Annotated in this window: 23 protein-coding genes; 3 read left to right on the forward strand and 20 right to left on the reverse strand. The window is 72.5% G+C overall.

Going from position 1 to position 19,730, the window contains the following annotated elements; genetic code table 11:
- Window positions 1–32 precede the first annotated feature (32 nt).
- A complete protein-coding gene (locus D9R14_RS21700; RefSeq protein WP_121625579.1) occupies window positions 33–491 on the reverse strand; it encodes a GatB/YqeY domain-containing protein in 459 nt (152 codons plus the stop codon).
- A gap of 272 nt (window positions 492–763) precedes the next feature.
- Between D9R14_RS21700 and carA the strand changes: the two genes are divergently transcribed.
- The gene (gene carA, locus D9R14_RS21705) at window positions 764–1,954 is read left to right on the forward strand and encodes a glutamine-hydrolyzing carbamoyl-phosphate synthase small subunit (protein ID WP_121625581.1); all 1,191 of its coding nucleotides are present in this window, start codon (window positions 764–766) and stop codon (window positions 1,952–1,954) included.
- A 247-nt stretch (window positions 1,955–2,201) separates the two neighbouring features.
- On the opposite strand, the gene D9R14_RS21710 is transcribed toward carA, so the two are convergent.
- The 13 genes from D9R14_RS21710 to D9R14_RS21770 form a co-directional block, all read right to left on the reverse strand.
- The gene (locus tag D9R14_RS21710; protein ID WP_121625583.1) at window positions 2,202–2,651 is read right to left on the reverse strand and encodes a hypothetical protein; all 450 of its coding nucleotides are present in this window, start codon (window positions 2,649–2,651) and stop codon (window positions 2,202–2,204) included.
- Window positions 2,652–2,851: 200 nt separating this feature from the next.
- Complete coding sequence (locus tag D9R14_RS21715; protein ID WP_121625585.1) at window positions 2,852–4,234, reverse strand: ATP-binding protein; 1,383 nt, start codon at window positions 4,232–4,234, stop codon at window positions 2,852–2,854.
- 39 nt (window positions 4,235–4,273) lie between these two features.
- Window positions 4,274–4,942 carry a response regulator transcription factor gene (locus tag D9R14_RS21720; RefSeq protein WP_121625587.1) on the reverse strand — a complete coding sequence of 223 codons (669 nt, stop codon included), beginning with the start codon at window positions 4,940–4,942 and terminating at the stop codon, window positions 4,274–4,276.
- A 274-nt stretch (window positions 4,943–5,216) separates the two neighbouring features.
- The gene (locus D9R14_RS21725; protein WP_121625589.1) at window positions 5,217–5,612 is read right to left on the reverse strand and encodes a hypothetical protein; all 396 of its coding nucleotides are present in this window, start codon (window positions 5,610–5,612) and stop codon (window positions 5,217–5,219) included.
- Window positions 5,609–6,472 carry a glycoside hydrolase family 108 protein gene (locus D9R14_RS21730; protein ID WP_121625591.1) on the reverse strand — a complete coding sequence of 288 codons (864 nt, stop codon included), beginning with the start codon at window positions 6,470–6,472 and terminating at the stop codon, window positions 5,609–5,611. The genes D9R14_RS21725 and D9R14_RS21730 overlap by 4 nt, the downstream gene beginning before the upstream one ends.
- Before the next feature lie 207 nt (window positions 6,473–6,679).
- Window positions 6,680–7,042: a hypothetical protein gene (locus tag D9R14_RS21735; protein ID WP_121625593.1), complete on the reverse strand. Its 363-nt coding sequence runs from the start codon at window positions 7,040–7,042 to the stop codon at window positions 6,680–6,682.
- Window positions 7,039–8,277, reverse strand: coding sequence for a phage head spike fiber domain-containing protein (locus D9R14_RS21740; RefSeq protein WP_121625595.1), 1,239 nt, complete (start codon window positions 8,275–8,277; stop codon window positions 7,039–7,041). Before D9R14_RS21740 ends, D9R14_RS21735 begins: the two co-directional genes overlap by 4 nt.
- Window positions 8,278–8,408: 131 nt before the next feature.
- Window positions 8,409–8,729, reverse strand: a complete 321-nt coding sequence (locus tag D9R14_RS21745) for a spike base protein, RCAP_Rcc01079 family (RefSeq protein WP_121625596.1) — start codon at window positions 8,727–8,729, stop codon at window positions 8,409–8,411.
- A 22-nt stretch (window positions 8,730–8,751) separates the two neighbouring features.
- Entirely contained in the window at window positions 8,752–9,456 is a 705-nt protein-coding gene (locus D9R14_RS21750; protein ID WP_121625598.1) for a DUF2793 domain-containing protein, read from the reverse strand.
- A gap of 31 nt (window positions 9,457–9,487) precedes the next feature.
- Window positions 9,488–13,390 carry a baseplate multidomain protein megatron gene (locus tag D9R14_RS21755; protein ID WP_121625600.1) on the reverse strand — a complete coding sequence of 1,301 codons (3,903 nt, stop codon included), beginning with the start codon at window positions 13,388–13,390 and terminating at the stop codon, window positions 9,488–9,490.
- 505 nt (window positions 13,391–13,895) lie between these two features.
- A complete protein-coding gene (locus D9R14_RS21760) occupies window positions 13,896–14,354 on the reverse strand; it encodes an NlpC/P60 family protein (protein WP_121625602.1) in 459 nt (152 codons plus the stop codon).
- On the reverse strand, window positions 14,351–15,238 hold the full coding sequence (locus tag D9R14_RS21765; RefSeq protein ID WP_121625604.1) for a phage/gene transfer agent baseplate hub protein: 888 nt from the start codon (window positions 15,236–15,238) through the stop codon (window positions 14,351–14,353). The genes D9R14_RS21760 and D9R14_RS21765 overlap by 4 nt, the downstream gene beginning before the upstream one ends.
- A 7-nt stretch (window positions 15,239–15,245) precedes the next feature.
- Window positions 15,246–15,884, reverse strand: a complete 639-nt coding sequence (locus D9R14_RS21770; protein WP_121625606.1) for a DUF2460 domain-containing protein — start codon at window positions 15,882–15,884, stop codon at window positions 15,246–15,248.
- Between the two features lie 108 nt (window positions 15,885–15,992).
- Between D9R14_RS21770 and D9R14_RS21775 the strand changes: the two genes are divergently transcribed.
- Together D9R14_RS21775 and D9R14_RS23220 are read left to right on the forward strand one after the other, a co-directional pair.
- Window positions 15,993–16,484: a hypothetical protein gene (locus D9R14_RS21775; protein ID WP_184759514.1), complete on the forward strand. Its 492-nt coding sequence runs from the start codon at window positions 15,993–15,995 to the stop codon at window positions 16,482–16,484.
- A 762-nt stretch (window positions 16,485–17,246) separates the two neighbouring features.
- Window positions 17,247–17,543, forward strand: coding sequence for a porin (locus D9R14_RS23220; RefSeq protein WP_170168704.1), 297 nt, complete (start codon window positions 17,247–17,249; stop codon window positions 17,541–17,543).
- Between the two features lie 13 nt (window positions 17,544–17,556).
- Here D9R14_RS23220 and D9R14_RS21785 read toward each other — a convergent pair whose 3' ends face one another.
- The 6 genes from D9R14_RS21785 to D9R14_RS23225 all read right to left on the reverse strand — a co-directional run.
- A complete protein-coding gene (locus D9R14_RS21785) occupies window positions 17,557–18,126 on the reverse strand; it encodes a phage tail tape measure protein (RefSeq protein ID WP_121625610.1) in 570 nt (189 codons plus the stop codon).
- Complete coding sequence (locus D9R14_RS21790) at window positions 18,123–18,350, reverse strand: rcc01693 family protein (RefSeq protein ID WP_121625612.1); 228 nt, start codon at window positions 18,348–18,350, stop codon at window positions 18,123–18,125. The genes D9R14_RS21785 and D9R14_RS21790 overlap by 4 nt, the downstream gene beginning before the upstream one ends.
- Complete coding sequence (locus D9R14_RS21795; RefSeq protein ID WP_121625620.1) at window positions 18,347–18,685, reverse strand: gene transfer agent family protein; 339 nt, start codon at window positions 18,683–18,685, stop codon at window positions 18,347–18,349. The genes D9R14_RS21790 and D9R14_RS21795 overlap by 4 nt, the downstream gene beginning before the upstream one ends.
- A 10-nt stretch (window positions 18,686–18,695) precedes the next feature.
- On the reverse strand, window positions 18,696–19,103 hold the full coding sequence (locus D9R14_RS21800; protein WP_121625614.1) for a phage major tail protein, TP901-1 family: 408 nt from the start codon (window positions 19,101–19,103) through the stop codon (window positions 18,696–18,698).
- 21 nt (window positions 19,104–19,124) lie between these two features.
- Window positions 19,125–19,544 (reverse strand): DUF3168 domain-containing protein, encoded by a 420-nt coding sequence (locus tag D9R14_RS21805; protein ID WP_121625616.1) that lies wholly within the window; start codon window positions 19,542–19,544, stop codon window positions 19,125–19,127.
- Window positions 19,541–19,730 (reverse strand): hypothetical protein (locus tag D9R14_RS23225; RefSeq protein WP_170168705.1); only part of this gene is annotated, 190 nt, incomplete at its 5' end. The genes D9R14_RS23225 and D9R14_RS21805, both read right to left, overlap by 4 nt.

A 19,730-nucleotide genomic window follows, 5' to 3' on the forward strand; every position in this document is an offset into this window, starting at 1 on the left:
GGCGGCGGGCCAAAGGCGGACCGGGGAGCGGCTCACCCTGCGGTGAGCTGCTCCTTGACCCATTGCGAGGCCTTGCCGAAGTCGATGGCGCCAGCGAAGCGCTCCTTCAGCACTGCCATGGTGCGGCCCATGTCCTTGATGCCGGCGGCGCCGATCTCGGCGATCACCTTGGCGATCTCGGCCCGGGTCTCGGCCTCGGACATCTGGGCCGGGAGGAAGGCCTTGATGTAGCCGATCTCCTCGCGCTCCTGCGCGGCGAGCTCGGGGCGGCCACCCTCGTCATAGATGCGCGCGCTCTCGTCGCGCTGCTTGATCATCTTGGCGAGCAGCGCGCGCAGTTCGTCGTCGGTCAAGGGGTCCTTGCCGTGGCCGCGCTGCTCGATGTCGCGGTCCTTCAGGGCCGCGTTGATGAGGCGCAGCGTGGAGGTGCGCCGCTTGTCCTGCGCCTTGAGCGCCTCTTTCAGCGCCGCGTTGATGTCGTCACGAAGCACGTGGAAACCTCTGTCGTATTGGAATGGATCGGGCCGGCATCGGGATGTGCGGAGAAAGCAACTCCTGCAAGGCCGCGGCTGTGCGGAACGCCGCTCCCGGCCGGTTGGGCCATGGCGTCAGCCGGCCCCGCCTGCGGCACGTGCCGCGCTTTCGACCTCTCCCAAGCTCGTGGGGCCGCACGGGCGGGACCGGGATGCCTCGCTATCCGGCGCACTGCGCCCATCGCACATCCCTTTGACCCCGCGTCGGCCGATGACTATGTAAGCGTCCCATGACCCTTGAACAAGTCCATTCCGGCTGGGCGGAGCCCACCCCTACGGCCGTGCTGGTGCTCGCCGACGGCACCGTGCTCTATGGCCACGGCATCGGCGCGGAGAGCCAGCTGGCCGGCGAGGTGTGCTTCAACACCGCCATCACCGGCTATGAGGAGATCCTCACCGATCCCTCCTATGCCGGGCAGATCATCACCTTCACCTTCCCGCACATCGGCAATGTGGGGACCAACGAAGAGGATATCGAGACGGTCTCCATGGCCGCCTCGTCGGGCGTGCGCGGCGTGGTGCTGCGCACCGACGTCACCCAGCCATCGAACTACCGCGCGACGCGCCATCTGGACCAGTGGCTGAAGGCGCGCGGCATTCCCGGCATCACCGGTATCGACACCCGCGCGCTGACGGCGCTGATCCGCGACAAGGGCATGCCCAACGCGGTCATCGCCCACCGCGCCGACGGCGTGTTCGACATCGAGGCGCTGAAGGCCGAGGCGCGCCAGTGGCCTGGGCTCGAAGGCATGGACCTCGTGCCCGGCGTCACCGCGCCCCAGCGCTACGGCTGGGACGAGACGCCCTGGGAATGGGGTACCGGCTATGGCCGCAAGGACGACGGGGCATTCCACGTGGTGGCCGTCGACTACGGCGTGAAGCGCAACATCCTGCGCCTGCTGGTGGATGCCGGGTGCAAGGTCACGGTGGTGCCCGCCACCACGCCGGCGCAGGACATCCTGGCGCTCCGGCCGGACGGCGTGTTCCTCTCCAACGGTCCGGGCGACCCGGCGGCGACCGGCGACTATGCGGTGCCGGTGATCCGCGCGCTGATCGATGAGGGCGTGCCCACCTTCGGCATCTGCCTCGGCCACCAGATGATCGGCCTCGCGGTCGGCGGGCGCACTGTGAAGATGCACCAGGGCCACCACGGCGCGAATCACCCGGTGAAGGACCTCACCACCGGCAAGGTGGAGATCACCTCCATGAACCACGGCTTCGCCGTGGACCGCGAGAGCCTGCCGGCGAACGCGGTGGAGACCCACGTCTCGCTGTTCGACGGCTCCAATGCCGGCATCGCCTTGTCGGACAAGCCGGTGTTCTCGGTGCAGTACCACCCCGAGGCGAGCCCCGGCCCGCGCGACAGCCACTATCTCTTCACCCGGTTCGTGGAGATGATGGGCAGGCACAAGGCCGCCTGAGGGGCGGCTTCGCGCCCCCGCCTCATGTCATGCCCGGGCTTGTCCCGGGCATCCACGCGGCCCCGCTTGCTCTGCCCTTAAGTCAGCTGCCCGCCGCGGGGCGTGGATGGCCGGGACAAGCCCGGCCATGACGACTTGGCTGCGCTGAAGCTCAGCGCGTCGAGGATGCGCGCTGGGGGTAGTATCGCCGGCAGCGGGCGAAGTCTCGGCGCTCGGGCGCCGCGGGACGCGGCTCCGCCCCTCCGCCTCAGCTCGTGACCACCGAGGTCCAGACCCCCGCCTCGGTGAGGCAGGCGGCACCGCGGGCGATCTGCGGGCGGTTGTCGATATAGATGGTGTGGGAATAGTCGCGGCAGCTCTTGTAGCCCGGGCGCACATAAGCCGGTCCGGCGATCACTGTGCCGCGCGCGCCGTCATCGCCCTTCCAGCCGATGGGATAGCCCGGCCCGCCGGTCTCCAGCGCCGCGATTTCCGCCTCGTAGGCGCGCTGGCGGTCGACCGGGGCGAGCCCGTTGCCCACCGTGCCACCGATGAGGCCGCCGGAGACCGCGCCGCTCATCACCGGCGCCATGGGCAGCGCGACGTTCGAGGCCGAGGTGCCGAGGCCGCCGCCGGGCGTGGTGGCGCAGCCCACCACCAGCGCGGAGAGCGCGAGCGCGGCAAGCGGACCAGACAAAGCGACCGGACGCAGGACCATGGGGCGGACGAGCCTTCAGACGGACGAGCCTTGAGACGGACGAAACCGGCCGGGGGCTGAGATCGCCCGCAGGCCGACCCTTCGTTCATAAGGCCTCGTGCGGCCGGTGGGAAGGCCGTCGCACAAAGGCCAGGGCGCCTGATCGGCGCGCAGTGGGGAGGGAAAAGCGCGGGAGGGCGGCGGCGCGGCCAAAGCCCGCCTCAGGCGGCGGGCAGCACCAGTTCGCACCGCAGGCCGCCGATGGGGGCGGCGCCGAGGTCGAAGCGGCCGCCATAGAGGGTGGCAAGCTCATGGACGATGGACAGGCCGAGCCCGGTACCGGGCTTCGATTCGTCGAGGCGGCGCCCGCGGCGCCCCACCTCCGCCCGCCGCGCCGGATCGAGGCCCGGCCCGTCATCGTCGATGATGACGTGGAAGTACACGCGGTCGGAGGCGGTGCGGCCGCGGCCGATGCAGACCTCCACCTCGACGCGGGTGCTGGCCCACTTGCAGGCATTGTCGATGAGGTTGCCCACCATCTCCTCGATGTCCTGCCGCTCGCCCCGGAAGCGCACGTCGTCCACCACCTTCACGTCGATGGCGATGTCGCGCGCGCGGTTGATCTTCTCCATGGTGCGGGCGAGCGAGGTCACCACCGGCGTCACGTCGCACAGGCCCGCGACCAGCGAGACGCGCGCCGCCATGCGGGCCCGCTCCAGGTGGTGCGTCACCTGGTCGCGCATCACGCCGGCCTGGTCGCGCACCAGCACGGCGAGCGGATCGTCGCGCGTGCCGGCCTCGTTCATGAGCACGGACAGCGGGGTCTTCAGCGCATGGGCGAGGTTGCCCACATGGGTGCGCGCGCGCTCGACGATCTCGCGGTTGGCGTCCACCAGCATGTTCACTTCCCGCACCAGCGGCGCGATTTCCTCCGGATAGGCGCCGTCGAGGCGCTCGGTCTTGCCGGAGCGCACCGCCGCGAGCGCCTGCGAGATGCGCTTGAGCGGCCGCAGGCCATAGCGCACCTGGATCAGCACCACCAACAGGAAGGCGATGGCGAGCACCACCAGCGTCCCCACCAGGACGAGGTTGAAGGCGGCGATCTCCTCCTCCAGCTCGGACGACACCGCCGCCACCGAGACCACGAAGCGCTCGTCCTTGCCGAGGTCGAGGTCGCGCTCGACCACGCGCAGGGTTTCGCCCAGCGGCCCTTGGGCATAGCCCTGGCGCATGCGGCCGGGCGGCGCCTCGACGCCCAACTCGGAGAGGATCGGGAGCATGCCGGACGGCAGCGAGGGCGAAGTGCGGTGGTCCGGCCCGCCGCCGGCCTGGGCCACCTGCCAGTACCAGCCGGAATTGGGGAACAGGAACAGCGGGTCAGCCATCGCCTGCGGCTGGGGCATCTGGCCCGGCGCGGCATTGGCCAGCTCGGCGACGATGGTCTTGAGATAGATGTCCAGCCTACGGTCGAACGAGCGCTCGGCGGCATCTCGGTAGAGGCTGGAGAGAACGAGGCCCACCAGGGTCAGCACCACCAGCATGATGGCGATGGCGGAGAGCATGAGGCGGACGGCGAGTGAGCCGGGATTCGGTTCATCGGTCATCCGGCAGCCGCCCCCGCGTCGACCCGGCACCGCGGCGGCTCACACCTCATCGGCGGCTACCAGGAGATAGCCCAGGCCGCGCACGGTCTGGATCACCTCGCAGTCGAGCTTCTTGCGCAGGCGCCCCACAAATACCTCTATCGTGTTGGAATCGCGATCGAAATCCTGATCGTAAAGATGCTCCACCAGTTCCGCGCGGGACACCACCCGGCCGGAATGGTGCATCAGATAGGACAGGAGCCGGTATTCATGCGAGGTGAGCTTGACCGGGTTGCCGCCCACCGAGACCCGGCCGGACCGGGTGTCGAGCCGCACCGGACCGCAGGTCAGCTCGCTGGAGGCGTGGCCGGTGGCGCGGCGCAGGAGCGCCCTGAGGCGGGCCAGCACCTCCTCCATGTGGAAGGGCTTGGCCACATAGTCGTCGGCGCCGGAATCGAAGCCCTGCACCTTGTCGCTCCAGCGGTCGCGGGCGGTGAGCATGAGCACCGGCATGGTCTTGCCCGCGCGCCGCCAGCTCTCCAGCACCGAGAGGCCGTCCATCTTCGGCAGGCCGATGTCAAGCACCACCGCGTCATAGGGCTCGCTCTCGCCCAGATAGTGGCCCTCCTCGCCGTCGAAGGCGCGATCCACCGCATAGCCCGCGTCGGCCAGGGCCTCGACGAGCTGGCGATTCAGATCGGGATCGTCCTCGATGACGAGCAGGCGCACGGACCCTCCAGATTCGAACGGGACGCGAAAAGGTTGCGATCGACCTCGGAAACAACGCGAAAAACGATTGTTCGGGCAGAATGCCAGAGCGGAGCCGCAATGTCAGCGTCCCGCTGCGCAGCCAGTTGGACGGAGCGGCGCCATTCCGCCCCGGCCGCGCGCTCACCAGCGGCAGAGCCTGCGCCCGACGGCGTTGTGAGCCTTGGCCTGACGTATGGTGTCGTCGCTGTCCCTGACGGACCACCGCACCGGCTTCGCCGCGCGGCAGAACACGTCAGTCCCGCCGGAACCCGTCGTCGTCGCGCAGGCGCTCAGGGTCAGAATTGCGGCGATCAGCGTCAGCGCGCGCGCGCTCCGCCTGCTGGACGGCACGGTCTGCATTGGCCCGCTCCCTTGTGGCCTGTTGATCGGCGCCCTTGCGCACGCCGAGATGATGGATGGCGAGGGCCGCGGCGCCGGCGAGCCAGGCCAAGGCCGGCTTGAGGCCGAGCGCCGACCAGAGCGCCACGAAGCCGGCGGCCCCGGCCGAGACGATCAGCGCGAGCCACCAGTCCCCGCCGCACAGCAGCGTGGCAACGAGGCTCACGGCCGCCGCCGCGGCCGGCAGCGCCCATCCGAGGCCGAGCGCCGCCACCCACTTGGCGGAGAGGAGAGCAACAAGCGCGCTCATGCCGGCACCGCCTCGGCCGGCTCGGCCGTGCTTCCGAAGTCAGGCGCCTTGAGGTCGAGGGCGTCCATGATCTCGGCCGCCTTGGCCTTCGCCCATTCGCGATAGACGTAGCCCAGCACGGCCACCAGAGCGCCCGCCACCATCAGGATGGTGAGGATGGTCGCGGCCATCGCGCTCTTGTCGGCCACCGGCACCAGCGCGTCCATGGCGACGCCGATGCCGGTGGAGACCGTGCCGCCGGAGGCCAGCGCATCGCCGATGGCCTTCGGCGGAGGCGACTTGGCGGACGAGGCATAGGCCTTGCCGCAAGCCGTGGCCGTGGGCATCGGCAGGTGCACCGAGCCGGAGGCGATGGCCTGCCCGAGCTGCTTCGCCTCGGCGACGCGGCGGCCCCATCCCTTGCCGAACACGTCCCAGGTCTTGAGGTTCTTCAGCATGGCGAGCCGGCGGGCCTGGATATCGGCGATGACCGCGTCGTGGTCCTCCCCACGCTCCAGCGCGGCGAGCGTCGCCGGGCCGAGCACGCCGTCCGCCGCGATGCCGAGCGCACGCTGCAGCCACTTGGTGGCCTGGGCCGGGCCGGAATTCACGGCGCCGTCGAACACCACGTAGTCGATGCCGGCGGGCAGCTTGTCGCCCTGGATCAGGTCCCAGTAGCGCCGGCGGTAGATCTCCTGAAGCTCGCTCTCCTCAAGCTGCCGCACGTCACGCGTAGGCAGGCCCTTGGAGCGGCGGTAGTCGTCATAGACCCGCTTGATGATGCCCTTCATGGTCGGGCCGCCGGGGTCGCGGGGGTGGTTGAAGTAGCCGCCCTCGTGCACCAGCACGGCGGCCAAAGCGGGCTTGAAATTGTCGCGCATGGAAGTGGCCTCGTCCTAAAACGCAGGGGAATGCGCCGCGACGCCTGCGCGCTGCGACGGTCTCCATCCCTCGAATGGGGGAAGCGGCGCCGGCCGGGGCCGCGCTAAAAGGGGGACGGCACCAACAATGCCGGTCAGGAGCGATCGGCCGACCGAGGGCACCCCGCACCCGAGGCCGGCCGATCGTTTTCCCCGCGTCGGCCGGGATCAGGCGAACACGCATTCCGGCGTGACGGGATGGACCCGCGCCGCACCGAAGTCCGGGATCAGTTCGGCCGGCCCCTGCCACAGCACGTTGACATGGAAGCCCGCGACCGGCTCCAGCACCGGCATGGGGCCGAGATCCGGATCGGCCTCGATGGTCGCGCCGGTGGGGCGGAAGATCGTCCCGTCCGCGCCCACGACGGCGATGTCGTAGCGGTAACCCTCATAGGTGCCGCAGGACGGCCAGACCGGCGCGCCGTCCGGCCCCTCGGCGGTGCCGGAGCCATACAGCGCGAAGGCCGCGCGGGCCGTCTCCCGGTCGGGGAAGCGCAGGAAGATCGTCGTGCTGAAGATCGTCTCGCTCATGCCCACCCCCTCGCCTGCCCGGTGAGCGCCGCGCCGGAGCCACGCGTTGCCCACGCCACGAGTTCATCGATCTCTAGCGCGCAGCCCGCCGGCATGCCGGCTGCGCCGCCGAGGAAGATGCCGGTGCGCGCGCGGTCGAGCCCCGCGGCGTCGGCCGACGCGGCGGCGCCGTTCACCGCGCCGGCGCGGCCCGCACCGTCCCAGCCCACGGCCGCGCCGATCTCGCCCGGCAGCACCGAGCCGAGGGAGAGCGCCGCCGCGCTCGATCCGTCGAGGCGCAGTTCCGCCGGCGCCGTGCCGCCGCGCAGCAGCGCATATCCAGAGGGCAGGCCGACGAGCGGCTGCGACGCCACCGCCGACCGCCCCCGCCCGCGCCACGCCAGCGAGGCCGCCGCGCCCTGCAATGTCGCCGCCGCACCTGTCGTGAGCTGCACCACGTCGGCGATCCGCGAGGCCGCCGCGGCGGTCGTCGGGACGTAGGAGGTCGCGATGTCGCCCGCCTCGATCTGGGCTCCCCAGGCATAGATCGTCTGCGCAGGCGTGTCGGCATTGCCCGCCCGCCCATCGCGGCCGATGTTGATGTAGTTGGCGCCGCTGGTATCGAGCGTCGACACAAGCACAAAGCGTTGCCACTGGCTTGTCAGCGTGCAGGCGATCGTCTGGTGCACCGATGACGATTTCGTCCACGTGAGATAGATCGTCTCGCCGCCGAGCGCCCCGCGCAGCCAGACCGAAAAGGCATAGGCGGGGCTCGCTGCCGGCGAGGTGATGAGCCGGTACACGCTACCGAAAGCGGTGCCCGACCCGGCGGGATAATCGAGCCGCGCCGCCGCCATGGTGCCGTCCGGGGCGAGGGCTACATTGCCCGTCCGCGTCGGGCTGTGTGCCCCTGTCGCCAGCCACCCATGGATTGCGGCGGAGTCGAGCGCGAGATTGGTCGTCGGCCCCTCGATCAGGAGGCGCGGGCGCCCGCTGCGCCGGGCAAAGGCCGGCATGTTGGCCGGAACGGTGACCAGTGCGCCGGCGGCGTCGGACACCCGTTTGGCACCGGACGAGATGGTGATGATCGATGAGAGCGGCACCAGCGCGCCGGCCAGCGCGTATCGCCCGCGGGCGAAATCGGCCGCGAGCGCCGGGGCGACGCCGTCGAGGCGGTGGGCGGCGTCGCGGAAGAAGACGGACCTGCGCCGGGCGGTGGCCGCGTCGAGCCCCAGCCCCGGGCCCAGGCGGGGCATCACGCGACCCTCCCTGCACCGACTGCAGGCCGGCACCGGCACGACACGGCGGCAGCGCGAAGGGTGGACATATGGATCATGGAACGACTCCCTCGGGGCAGGCGGACGGGACGGCGCGGAGCAGGCCCGCCTCAGCCCTCGACCAAAGCGTAGACATGCACCCCCGCCGAGGTGCCGGTGGCCCACACCCGGCGCACCTGGCAGGGCGGCAAGGGCTGAAGGCCCGGCAGAGCGAGCACGTCCACGCTCTCCCCGTCGCCCGCCCCCACGGGCGTGATGCGCACCGTGCCGACGCCGCCGGCCACGTCCTCGGGCACGAAGGCCCACAATGCCTTGGCGTAGGTGGGAAGATCGGCCCCGTCGGCGGGCGTCACCGCGGCGAGCCGCCGGGTGGGCGAAGTGAGCGAGGCGGCGTGGCCGCGCATGGGGTCGCGGGCGGGATCGTAGGGCATGGAAGGCTCCTCGGACTGGGGTTCAGGCGCCGGCCACCGGGCAGGCGAGCAGATGGATGGCGAGCCGCACGACGCCGCCGGTGAAGGCGCCGCCATTGGCGGTGAGGCGCACCGGCGTCGGCGCATAGAAGGCGGTGGGGCCGATGACGCCGGCATTGGTCGAGCCCGCCGCCGCGCCGAGCGAACCGCCGAACTTCGACGCCTCCCCGGCGATGCCGCAGTCATAGGAGGCGGCGCCGGTGACCGCCGTGAGCGTGCGCGTGGTCACGCCCAGCACGATGGCGCGGTCGGGGATGGCGATGGTGCTCTCCACGAAGGCGCCGGCGAGCGCGACATCCTCCTCCAGCACCCACGCCTCGATGGCGGCGCGGTGGGCGCTCGCGGCGAGCGGCGAGACGAAGGCGCCGCCGTCGAACAGCGCCAGCCGGCGCTCGTCCTTCACGAAGGCGAGGAAGCCGGGCGCGATCGGCAGGAAGTCGAAGGCGCCCGCCTCATACGCGGCGATCTCGCCCGCGTGCCCGGCAAAGGCGCCGCTCGCACCCGCCGGCACGAACCAGCGCGCGCCCTCCGCCGGCACGCCGGGCGGCGCCGGCGTGGTGACGCTTTCGAGCACCAGGTGCACGAAGGCGTCGAGGCGGCGCAGGGCCTCGTTGTGGGTCACATGCTTCTGCGCCTGCGCCGCCGCGAGATAGGGCAGCGCCAGGTTGGCCGTGCTGTCGGACGCCATGGGCGATCCTCGCTTGAGAGGGATGGGAAGGTCAGCGGACCGGCAGGCTCATGACGCGCGCTGCGCCCGCGCCCACGGCATCGGAGAGCTGGGCCATGCGCACCGTGAGCACCGCCTGCGGGGCGCCGAAATCGGCCCATTCGTCCGCGGCGGGATAGAGCACTGATGGGGCGGCGGTCTCGAACGCACGCACCACCGCCGCCCCGTCGCGAATCTCCACGCGGTAGGCCTCGCGCGTCTCGCCCAGCGGCACCTCCATCTGCTCCCAGCCGTCGCCCTCGGTGCGGGTGCGGCGGATGAAGGAGAGCATCACGCCCTCGGGCGTGCGGCGCGCCTGCGCATGCACAGGGAAGAGCGGGCGCAGTGCCGTGCCCTCTACCGTGCCGGCGATCTCGCTCACCTCCTCGTCGCCCTGGTCGCCGCGCGCCGCGCCTACGCGATAGATGAAGGCGCGCCCCAGCAACGAGAGGCCCAAGGCCACCGGCTCCACGCGCCCGTCGAGCTTCACGAGACGGGTGCCGGCGGGCCAAGGCGCGGCGCCAGCCAGTTCGGTGCCGGCCCGCCCACGCAGCAGCGTGGACAGGCGGAACACGCCGGCCTCCAGCAGTTCGGCCTCCGCGAACTGGATCACCTCGCAGTCGCGCCCCTCGGCCATGAGGGCGAACAGGTTCGCGCCGCCGAGCACCTGCGCCTCGCTCGCCGAGACCAAGTCGGCGGCCGCGACGCGCACCTGGGCGAAGCGGTCGAAGCGCCAGAGGGGGCCGGGCGGCAGCGGATCGATCAGGGTGGCGAACAGCGCCGGCGAGGTCAGCGCGGCGACGGCCTCGAAGCTCGCCCCATCGCCCGAGCGCCACACCGCAAGCGTGCCCGGCCAGGGATCGGCGGCGGCGGCGAGATATTGCAGCGGCACCGGCTCGGCGGCACCCTCCGAGGGCAAGGCGATGAGCGCCACCGCGGGCGGCCCGGAGGGCGGCGGCAGCACCACCGTGCCTTCCTCCGCCGGCGGCAGCGCGGCGTCGAACACGTCCGGGTCGATGCTCCGGGCGGTCACGGCGCGCGCGCCCGCCTCCTCCACGCGCGTGATTTCAAGCAGGCGCTCCCGGCCGTCGAGGGCGAGGCGCACCAGGTCGCCCGGCACCAGAGCGAGGTTCGAGGGCGGCAGGGTGAAAGCGGCGCTCTCGCGGCCGGCCCACAGGTCCTGCAGCCAGACGTCGGCGGCGCGCGCCATGGTGGCGGTCTCGGCCACCACGGCGAGGTCCGCCTCCACCTCGTGCCGGCTGCCGCCCACCAGCCGCCGCGAGGCGATGCTCACGCGGCGATAGTCGCGGTGCGCGTCGACGAAGCCGAGGCGCACCGCGCACGGCACCTCGCTCTCCTGCATGCGGGTGAAGGCCACCAGCGGCCCGTCCTCGCCGCGCACCAGATCGGCCGCGTCGAGCGCCACCGGCGCGGCGCGCCCGCGCGGGCGGAAGGCGATGCCGTTCCCCTGCTCCGCCGCGTCAAAGCCGAAGGCGCGGGCAAGCGGCTCGATGGCGGCGCGCGCGCTCATGGGGCGCTCCACCACATAGCCGTCCACCGCCCCGGAGAGGGTCGAGGCGTCGATGCCGCCGATCCCGTAGTCCGCGCACAGGGCGCCGACGAGGCCGTCCAGCGGCGCACCGCCGAGGCGGCCATTGAGCCAGTGGCCGGTGCGCCAGTTGTCGCCGTCCGCCCACACGCCGCGCGCCAGCGGGAACTGGGGATAGGGCCGCGCGTCGAAGGTCCACAGAAAGATGCAGCCCGCCTCCACCATCCGTCCCTCGTAGAGCGTGGCGGCGGGATTGTCGGCGAGGCTCGCGCCCGCCGCCGGCTCGAAAGTTGAGAGGATCGCGGCGAGCGCCCGGCGCTGGACGAGGTCGTCGCGCGCACCGGTGGAGAAGGGCGGCAGCGCGTTCTCGGACGACTTCTCGTCCGGGAAGACGCTGGGGCGGTTCGGCCCCTTGTCCACCGCCGGGCAGCCGGCCTCCATGAGGCGGATGGGCTTGGCGCCCGGCACAAAGGCGGTCGGCTCCGCATGCCGCACACCGCCGGTGCGCGCGAAATGCGCGCTGGCCCAGAACGACCAGATGTCCTTCTGGCGGAACACCCATGGCTCGCCATGGGCGCCGTCGGTGATCGGCGTGCGGTCCTGGGCGAGGCGCGCGGCCTCGTCCGCATAGTACCAGTCGTAGCCCTCGCCGGCGCGCAGATTGCCCTTCAGATAGGCCACCTCGTGGGGCGAGCGGGCGAGCGCCGCGTCGAGATGGGCCGAGCCCTCGCGCCAGTCCGACATGGGCGGGTAATAGTCGATGCCGACGAAGTCCACGGCGGGCGAGGCCCACACCGCATCGAGCGGAAACCGCACGTCGCCGCCGTCGAACACCTGGGCGCCATATTCGCTCCAATTGGCGGCGTAGGACACCTTGGTGCCGGCGCTCACCACGGCCTTCACCTCGGCCGCGAGGTCGGCCAGCGCCTCCGCCGCCGGAAAGGCGCCGGTGTGGTCGCGTAGACGGGTGAGCGCCTCGAACTCGGAGCCGATGAGGATCGCCTCCACGCCGCCCGCCGCCACGGCAAGATGGGCATAATGCAGCGCCATGCGGCGCAGCGACCATTCCGCCGGGCCGGAATAGAGCACGAGGTCGCCGAGGCGGGTGAAGTGGTGCGCCTGCGCCGCCCCAAACAGCGCCCCCACCTGCGTGGCGCAGGCGCTCGTTCCGTCCGCCGAGCCCTCGCGGCCCGGCGCGGGATCGCAGACGATGCGGCCGCGCCAGGGATGGGCGGGCTGGCTGGCGGCGCCGGTCCACGGGTCGGGCCGCGCGTTGCCGGCGGGGATGTCCATCATCACGAACGGGTTGAGCGTGACCTTGATGCCCTCCTGCTTCATCCGGCGGATGGCGCGCAGCACGCTGCCGTCCGCGGGCGTGCCGCCATAGGCCGCCCGGCCCTCGAAGCGCGAGACGGCGGAGACGCTGAGGCGGGTGTCGCCGCCCACCGCCCAGGCCACCGGCGTGGTGGTCTTGACGGCGCGTTCGCTCTTCGGCCGCACGGTGCAGGCGCCGGCGCGCAGATCGTCGCCGAACCAGGAGACGACGAGGCTCACCCGTTCGAGATTGGGGCAGGCGCACAACATCTGCTCCAGCGCCGCCTCGAAGTCGCTCTGGTGGGTGGTGACGTGGCGCGACTCGGGCAGGAACACCCCGTCCCCCACCTGCTGGCGCACGGTGAGCGGGTCGTAGCCGAACTCGGTGGCGCCGGGGATCAGGGTGACGGCGCGGATGTCCTTCTCAAGCGCCCCCACCGGGCGCTCAACCTCGGCGGTGATCTGCGGAATGCGGTTGCCGAAATCGGTCAGCTCCAGGTTCTGGAACACGAGATAGGCGACGCCGCGATAGGCCGGCGTTCCCGTGTCGCCCTGCCTGGCGGCGACCCAGGCGTCGGGGGCCTGATCCTCGGCGCCGAGATGGGTGCGGATGGACAGGCGCCGCTCGTCCAGCGGCTTGCCGTCGGCCCAGATGCGGCCGATGCGCGCCACCGGCCCCTCGCAGAAGGCGACGGCGAAATTGGCATAATAGGTGTAGGTCGTGGCCTTGGGCGCCAGCGAGCCGCCCTTGCCGGCGACGCTCTGGGTCTCCTCGCGGCGGATCTCGCGCAGCTTCGTCGCCCAGATCACCTGACCGGGCAGGCGCGCGCGGCCGTAGAGCCGGGCGACCGGCGCGCCCTCGGTGGAGGCCATCACGTCGAGGTCGGACAAGCGCGGCCCCTCGGCCTTCGGCGTGCGCGCGCCGCCGAGCAGCGTCTGGTCGAGCGCCGCGCCGCCGAGCGCCCCGAGCGCCCGCCCGGCCACCGCCCCGAGCGGTCCGAAGAGCGCGCCGCCGATCAGTGAGCCGGCCGCGCCGAGGAGCAGGGTCGCCATGGGGTGGTGTCCTTGGAGTTGGTCGAAGAGGAGGCGCGAACGGCGGAGGCAACGATGGGCTCCCGCCCGCGCGTCCCGGCCGACGGGAGCGGCGCGAAGCGCCGCGGGAGGAGAGCCGGGACCCAGCGCAAGAGACCGCCGAAGGCGCTGCTGAAACCCGGCGTCCTCAGGTTTTGCCCCGCTGCGCGGGAGTCTTGCGCTGGACCCCGGCTCGCATTCCGCTGGCGCTGCGTGCGTCCGGGGAACCGCCGCGCGAGGGGCCGCAAAGCCATTTCCCGCACGCGGGAGAGGGGGCGCGAACGGCGGGCGCAGCGGCAGCATCCCGCCCTCGTGTCCCGGCCGACGGGAGCGGAGCGAAGCGCAGCGGGAGGAGAGCCGGGACCCAGCGCAAAACTTCCGCGCAGCGGGCACAATCTCAGCACCCTCGATATCGAAGCGCCTTCGGCGGATTCTTGCGCTGGACCCCGGCTCGCATTCCGCTGCGCTCCATGCGTCCGGGGAAAAGTCAGTCCGCCACGCCAGGAAAGGCGAAGGCGAAGGCACAGCGGCGGGACCACCAGCGGCCGAGATGGCTCTCGCACACCGCGGCGCCGTCATACGCGTGGATCATCATCCCGCCCCCGCCCACCGCCCCGGCGGAGAGCAGCGCCGCGTGCTTCGCCGGCAAATGGGGGCGGAAGCGGAACAGCAGCACGTCGCCCGGCCGCGCCTCATCCAGCGGCACCGCGACAAGGCGGCGGAAGGCGGTGTCGGCGAGCGTCTCGCGCTTGCCGGCTTCCGCCCAGTCGGGTGCATAGGGCGGCAGCGGCTCGGGCTCCGGGCCGAGGAGCGCGCGCCACACACCGCGCACGAGGCCCAGGCAGTCGGCGCCCTCGCCCTTCACCGAGGCGCGGTGGCGGTAGGGCGTGCCGAGCCAGGCCCGCGCCTCGGCGAGGATGTCGGCGCGGCGGAACGGCGCGCTCACGACAGGAGCCCGCCGTCATAGCCGCCCTCGCCCGGCACCGCGACGGTGATGACGAAGTCGTTGCCCGGCATGTGCGGAAAGCCGCGGAAGTTGAGCGCGTTGGCGAAGCGGTCGCGGCAGGTGGCGAAGGCCTTGTCGCACCCCGCCGTGAGGCGCGCCGCGTCCCCCTCAGAGACCGCGAAGGGCGGACGCTGCCACAGGCGCACCACCGCGGCGGCGCCCTCCAGGAGATGCGACTTCACCTCGCTGGCGAAGCCCGCATTGGCGCCTGACGTGAAGGCGAAGCGGCCGCGCGCGAACGTCCCCGCCGCAAAGCCGGACAGGCCGTCGAGCACCAGCCGCGATCCGTCCGCGCTCGCGACCGTGGCAAGCGCGGAATGGGCCGGCGCGCCGAGGTCGACGCCGCAGCGCGCGTCGCCCAAGGCCGCGTCGCAGCGCGAGGAATAAAGCCGCCCGCGCGCCTCGCCGAGCGCGTCGGCGGGCGAGCGCACCTCGGCGGTGAAGACGCCGTCCGCGCAGCGCACCTCGCCGATGGTGCCGCGGCGCAGGACGTGGAAGATCTCGGGTGCGGACCAGTCCGCCAGCAGCAGATCGACGCACGCGCCGTCATAGCGGCCGGCGGCGAGGTCGTCCGCGTCGAGCGCGTCGGACGACAGCGCGCCGGACAGCTCGGCGCCGGTGACGGCGAGGCCCTGCGCGAGCGTGCTCTCGCTGGCGCGCATTCCGCCGGCCGCGCGCATGAGCGTGCCGTCCACCACGAGGTCGCGGTCGTGGTCGGTGAGGCCCAGAACCCCGCCGTCGCGGCAGGTGATGCGGATGGCGTGGCACAAGGTGGTGACGCCCGTGGCGAGGCGGGCGGCGAGCGCGTCGGGAAGCTCTCTCATGGCGCCCTCACGGCCTGATTTCGATGACGGGGATGCGCGGGATGTCGCCGGCCGCGAAGGCCGAGAGGTTGACCTCCAGGAAGTCGGTGTCGAAGCGCACCGGCACGTCGAACAGGAAGCCCGCGGTGACCGCGGCGCCGACACCCGGCGCGGCCCCTTCCGCGAACGTGACGAGGCCGCTCGACGCGTTCGCGGAGAAGGCTTCGGCCGCCGCCTCGATGCCATCCACCGCGACCCTGACGCTGCCCGCCACGGGCTTGGAGATCGGCCGCGCATAGGGCGCGTGGAGCAGGCCGTAGGTCTTCGCCAGGGGGAAGGCGCGGCGCGTGCCGTCGCCGATGCCGAGGAGCTGGTCGAGGGCGCTCGGCGCGGCCCCCGGAAGGCCGGAGGAATGATCGAGACGGTCGCGCCAGCGGAAGCCGTAAAGGCGCCCGCGGCGCTCCTCGAAGAAGGCCACCACCTGGCTCAGCGCGGCGAGCGTGCGGACGCCGAATCCGGCATCCCACCGGCGCCGCGAATCAGCCTGCCGCGTGTTGCGCTCCTCGCGTCCGGAGGCGGTCGTGACCACCTCCGTCACGCGCTCCGGACCGCCCGAAGCGCCCAGCGCGACGTCGATCGGGAAGAGAACCTCGTGAAAACCGCCCATGAGAGGCCTCCAATCCCCAATTCTTAAGGCAAATCAATAAAAAGCCGCTTGACATAGTCTAATCGCGCGCCTTGACTTTCATTTCCTCGATGAGGATGGAGCGAAAGCATGGCTACGAAGCCCGCGAAGAAGCCCGCCGCCGCCGCCGAGAAGAAGGCGCCGGCCAAGGCCCCCGCGAAGGCCCCTGCGGTGGAGAAGAAGCCCGCCACGAAGGCCGCCGCGAAGGCGCCCGCGAAGACCGCGGAGGCGAAGCCCGCCGAGAAGAAGGCGGCCCCTGCAAAGGCGGCTGCGAAGGCACCTGCCAAGGCCGCGGCGAAGCCCGCTGCGGAGAAGAAGGCCGCGGCCCCGAAGGCCGCCGCCAAGCCGGCGGCTGCGAAGGCCGCCAAGCCCGCCGCCGAGAAGAAGGCCGCGGAGAAGCCGGCTGCCCCCAAGGCCGCTGCCAAGCCTGCCGCTGCCCCCAAGGCGGCTGCCAAGCCCGCTGCTGCGAAGCCCGCCGCCGCCAAGCCTGCTGCCGAGAAGAAGGCCGCGGCTCCCAAGGCTGCCGCCAAGCCGGCAGCGGAGAAGAAGCCCGCGGCCAAGGCTCCGGCCAAGAAGAAGTGAGCGCGGCCCCGCTCAAGGGGCCGCCTCACGCACGCAGACCCGCTCCGAGGCCGCGCGCAGCGCGGGACTGGACCGGGACACGCCCTCATCTTGCCGGGGTTGCTCGCGAGCCCGGCGATGGCGCGGATTGAGGCGCCTCTTCCGCGGGACGGCTCGCTGCAAGGCCCCCTCCCCTGAAGACGCCGCCATCCGAAGATGCCTTTCCTCCGAGGACGGATTGCTTCGGAGGCGCGTCCTGTCGGTGCGCTTGGCAGGTCCTGTTGGGCCCGAGTCACGTTCGGCATTTCGTCGACGACGCGGCATCAGCGATGCCGCGTCGACGTGGCCCGTCCCGAAGCCTTCTTCCTTATCCCTGCCGTATCGTGATCCTTGCCGTGTCGTGCCTGCGGGCCGTCGCCGCTCGGGCGATCCCCGTGCATGAGATCGCCCTGCACGGCGGTGCCGCGTCGCGCTTCACCATCCGCGAAATCGCCGTGCCGGATCACCGGCTGCGCCGGATGCTGGGGCGCCTGCCCGCGCCCAGGACCAGACGCGCAATCGGCTCCCCCTCAGCACCGCGCCGCGCGTCCCGCCATGGGGCGGACGTTACGACAGCTTGTGCCGAAAATTTGCGGCGCTAGATTTCGCCGGTCTCATCCCCGTCACCCATGCTGGGACCGAACGGCCATGGCGCCACGCTGCATGTCTTCTCCGTCCGTCCGCGCCGGCTTCGCCCCGCGGCCGCTCGCGCGCGCATGCGCCCCGCTCACGGCGGCCGCGCTGATGGCGCTCGCCGCGATCGCGGCCGGTGCGGGCGCGGCAAGGGCGCAGTCCAATCCGTGCGCCGCGTTCGGCCCCGGCTTCCAGAAGATGCCTGGCAGCGACAGCTGCGTGAAGGCGGGCGGCGCGGTGCGGTTCGACGCCTATACGGGCGGCAATCTCAGCAGCAATCCCGGCGCCGGCAGCACGCCCACCGGCACGTCCGGCGCTACCGCGCCGGCACCCGCCGCGCCATCGGGCGCCACCGACAACAAAAGCCCGCCGACCGCCGCGAACGACCCTTGGCGCCAGGCCCGCTGAACACCCGCGCCGCTCACGCGCCGCGCTGGCCGCGCGCCACGGCCCGCGCCACGAGACCGGAGAGATAGGCGTCCGAGCGGCGGAAGCCGGCGAGGTCCGGCGTCGCGATGTTCACCGTCACGCTGGCGCGCGCGCCGCCTTCCGCGCTGCGCACGCCGAGCGTGCCGTCCGCGCCGCGCGACAGCGGCAGGATCGCCTCGGCCCCCTTCTCGCCCATCAGGCCGAGGCCGGAGGCGAGCGGAAAATAGGTCGGAGCCGCCACCACGCCGCCGCGCGCGAACGGCTTCACCTGCCCCTGCTGGATCACCCCGCCATCGGCGAAGCCCAGCCCGCCGACCGCGCCGGAGAGAAGGCCCGTGAGCCCCTGCTCCAGCGGCTTCAGCGCCGCGGTCAGCGCGAGGCCCGCGAGGCGCTGGGCGAGCTGCTCCAGCACCGTGCCGAGGTCCTTGCCCTTCAGCGCGACGCCGGTGAAGGCGCCCGCCAGGGCGCTGGCGAAGCCGCGCGCCGACACCTCGGCCGCGCCCAGCGCCTCGATCGCCTTGCGGGTGTCGACGGACAGTTCGATGTCGACGCTCTCGGTCACGTTTGCCTCCTCTCGGCGCCGTCGGGAAAGCGCGCCATCAGCGCATCGAGCCGGGCGCGCGGCAGCGGCGCGGCGCGCTTCGGCGCGAGCGCTCCGAGCGCGGCGGCCAGCTCGCGCGGCGTCAGGCGCCAGAACTGGTCGGCGGGCAGCCGCAGGAGGCCGAGCCCGGCGCCCATGGCCTCCTCCCAGGGGAAGGGCGCGGGCGCGCCGGGCGGCGGCGTCATCCCTCCTGCGGCGGCGGAGGGTTTTCCCCCTCGCCGAAGGTGGCCTGGAGCAGGTCGCAGACGATGCGCGCGAAGCCGGCGGCGCCGCCCTCCGCGCGCATGGCCTCCACCGCCTCCAGGCTCACGCGCTCGCCGGCGCCGCTCAGCCCGGCGCGGATGATGCGCGCGGCATCGCGCGCGCCGAGCCGGCCCTGCGAGAAGCGGGCGGCCAGCGCCATCAGGTCGTCGGCGCCGAAGGCGGCCTCCAGCTCGGCGAGCGCGCCGAGCGTCAGCACCAGAGTGCGCGGGCGCCCGTCGAGCACCGCCTCGATCTCGCCGCGTCGCGGATTGGCCATGGCGTCGCCCTCAGAGCGCGGCGAAGGCGAGCGCACCGGCGCTCTCCAAGGTGAGGTCGAAGGTGACCTCGCGGTCGTGCTCGGCGCCGATCTCCAGCGCCGTCACCTGGAACGGGCCGGTGACGGTGCCGAAATCCGGGATCACCACCTGGCATTCGGGGATCGCGCCCGAGAAGAACGCCGCCCGCACCAGAGCGTCGGAGGCGGCATCCTTGAACACGCCGGAGCCGGTGACCGCGGCGCGCCGCACCCCCGCCCCGGCCAGCAGCTCGCGCCACTGGCCGGCGGATTCGGCATGGGTCACGTCGACGCTCTGGGCGTTGAAGGCGATCTGGCGCGAGCGCAGGCCCGCCACCGTCACCAGCGCGGCGCCGTCATGCATCTTGAGGAGAAGGTCCTTGCCCTTCTGCGCGGCCATGGGATGTCTCCAAGCAAGGGTTCAGAGCGGCTCGGTGACGGCACGGAACCGCACCAGAGCGTGGAAGGTCCGCCCGTCCGGATCGCGCACCACCTCGGCCGTGGTGGCACGCAGGTTGGCGAGGCGGTGGGCGGCGAGCGCCAGCGGCATGTCGTGCAGCGCCTCCTGCACCGCCGCGGCGATGGCCATCGCCTCCGCCCGCCCGCCGGAGCGGGAGAAGGCGTGCAGGGTCAGCGCATGCTCGGTGCCGCGCTCGGTGGCGGTGGACCAGTCGGCCACCACCGCCTCGCCGAGCGCGACGAAGGGGAAATCGGCCTCCTTCGGCGGCACGTCGAACACCTTGGCGCCGCCGAGCAAAGCGGCGAGCGGCGCATCGGCGGCGAGCGCCCCATGGATCGCGGCGCGCAGCGCCAAGGCCGGGCTGTCGAGGGGCAGGCTCACGGGCGCCTCCTGCGGAATGCGAGCAGCGCCGCCGCGAGCCAGGGCGCGGGCGGCGCCTGAAGCGAGCCGCGCTCGCGCCCAAGCGCCGGCCCGTCGGCGATGCGCACCGCGCGGCGCCCGCCGGCATCGACCAGCGACGCGGGCACGCCAGCGGCGGCGAGGGTGTCGGCGAGCGCCGCGCCGGTG

Origin of the sequence: Xanthobacter tagetidis (assembly GCF_003667445.1) — a bacterium.
GTDB classification, from domain to species: Bacteria; Pseudomonadota; Alphaproteobacteria; order Rhizobiales; family Xanthobacteraceae; genus Xanthobacter; species Xanthobacter tagetidis.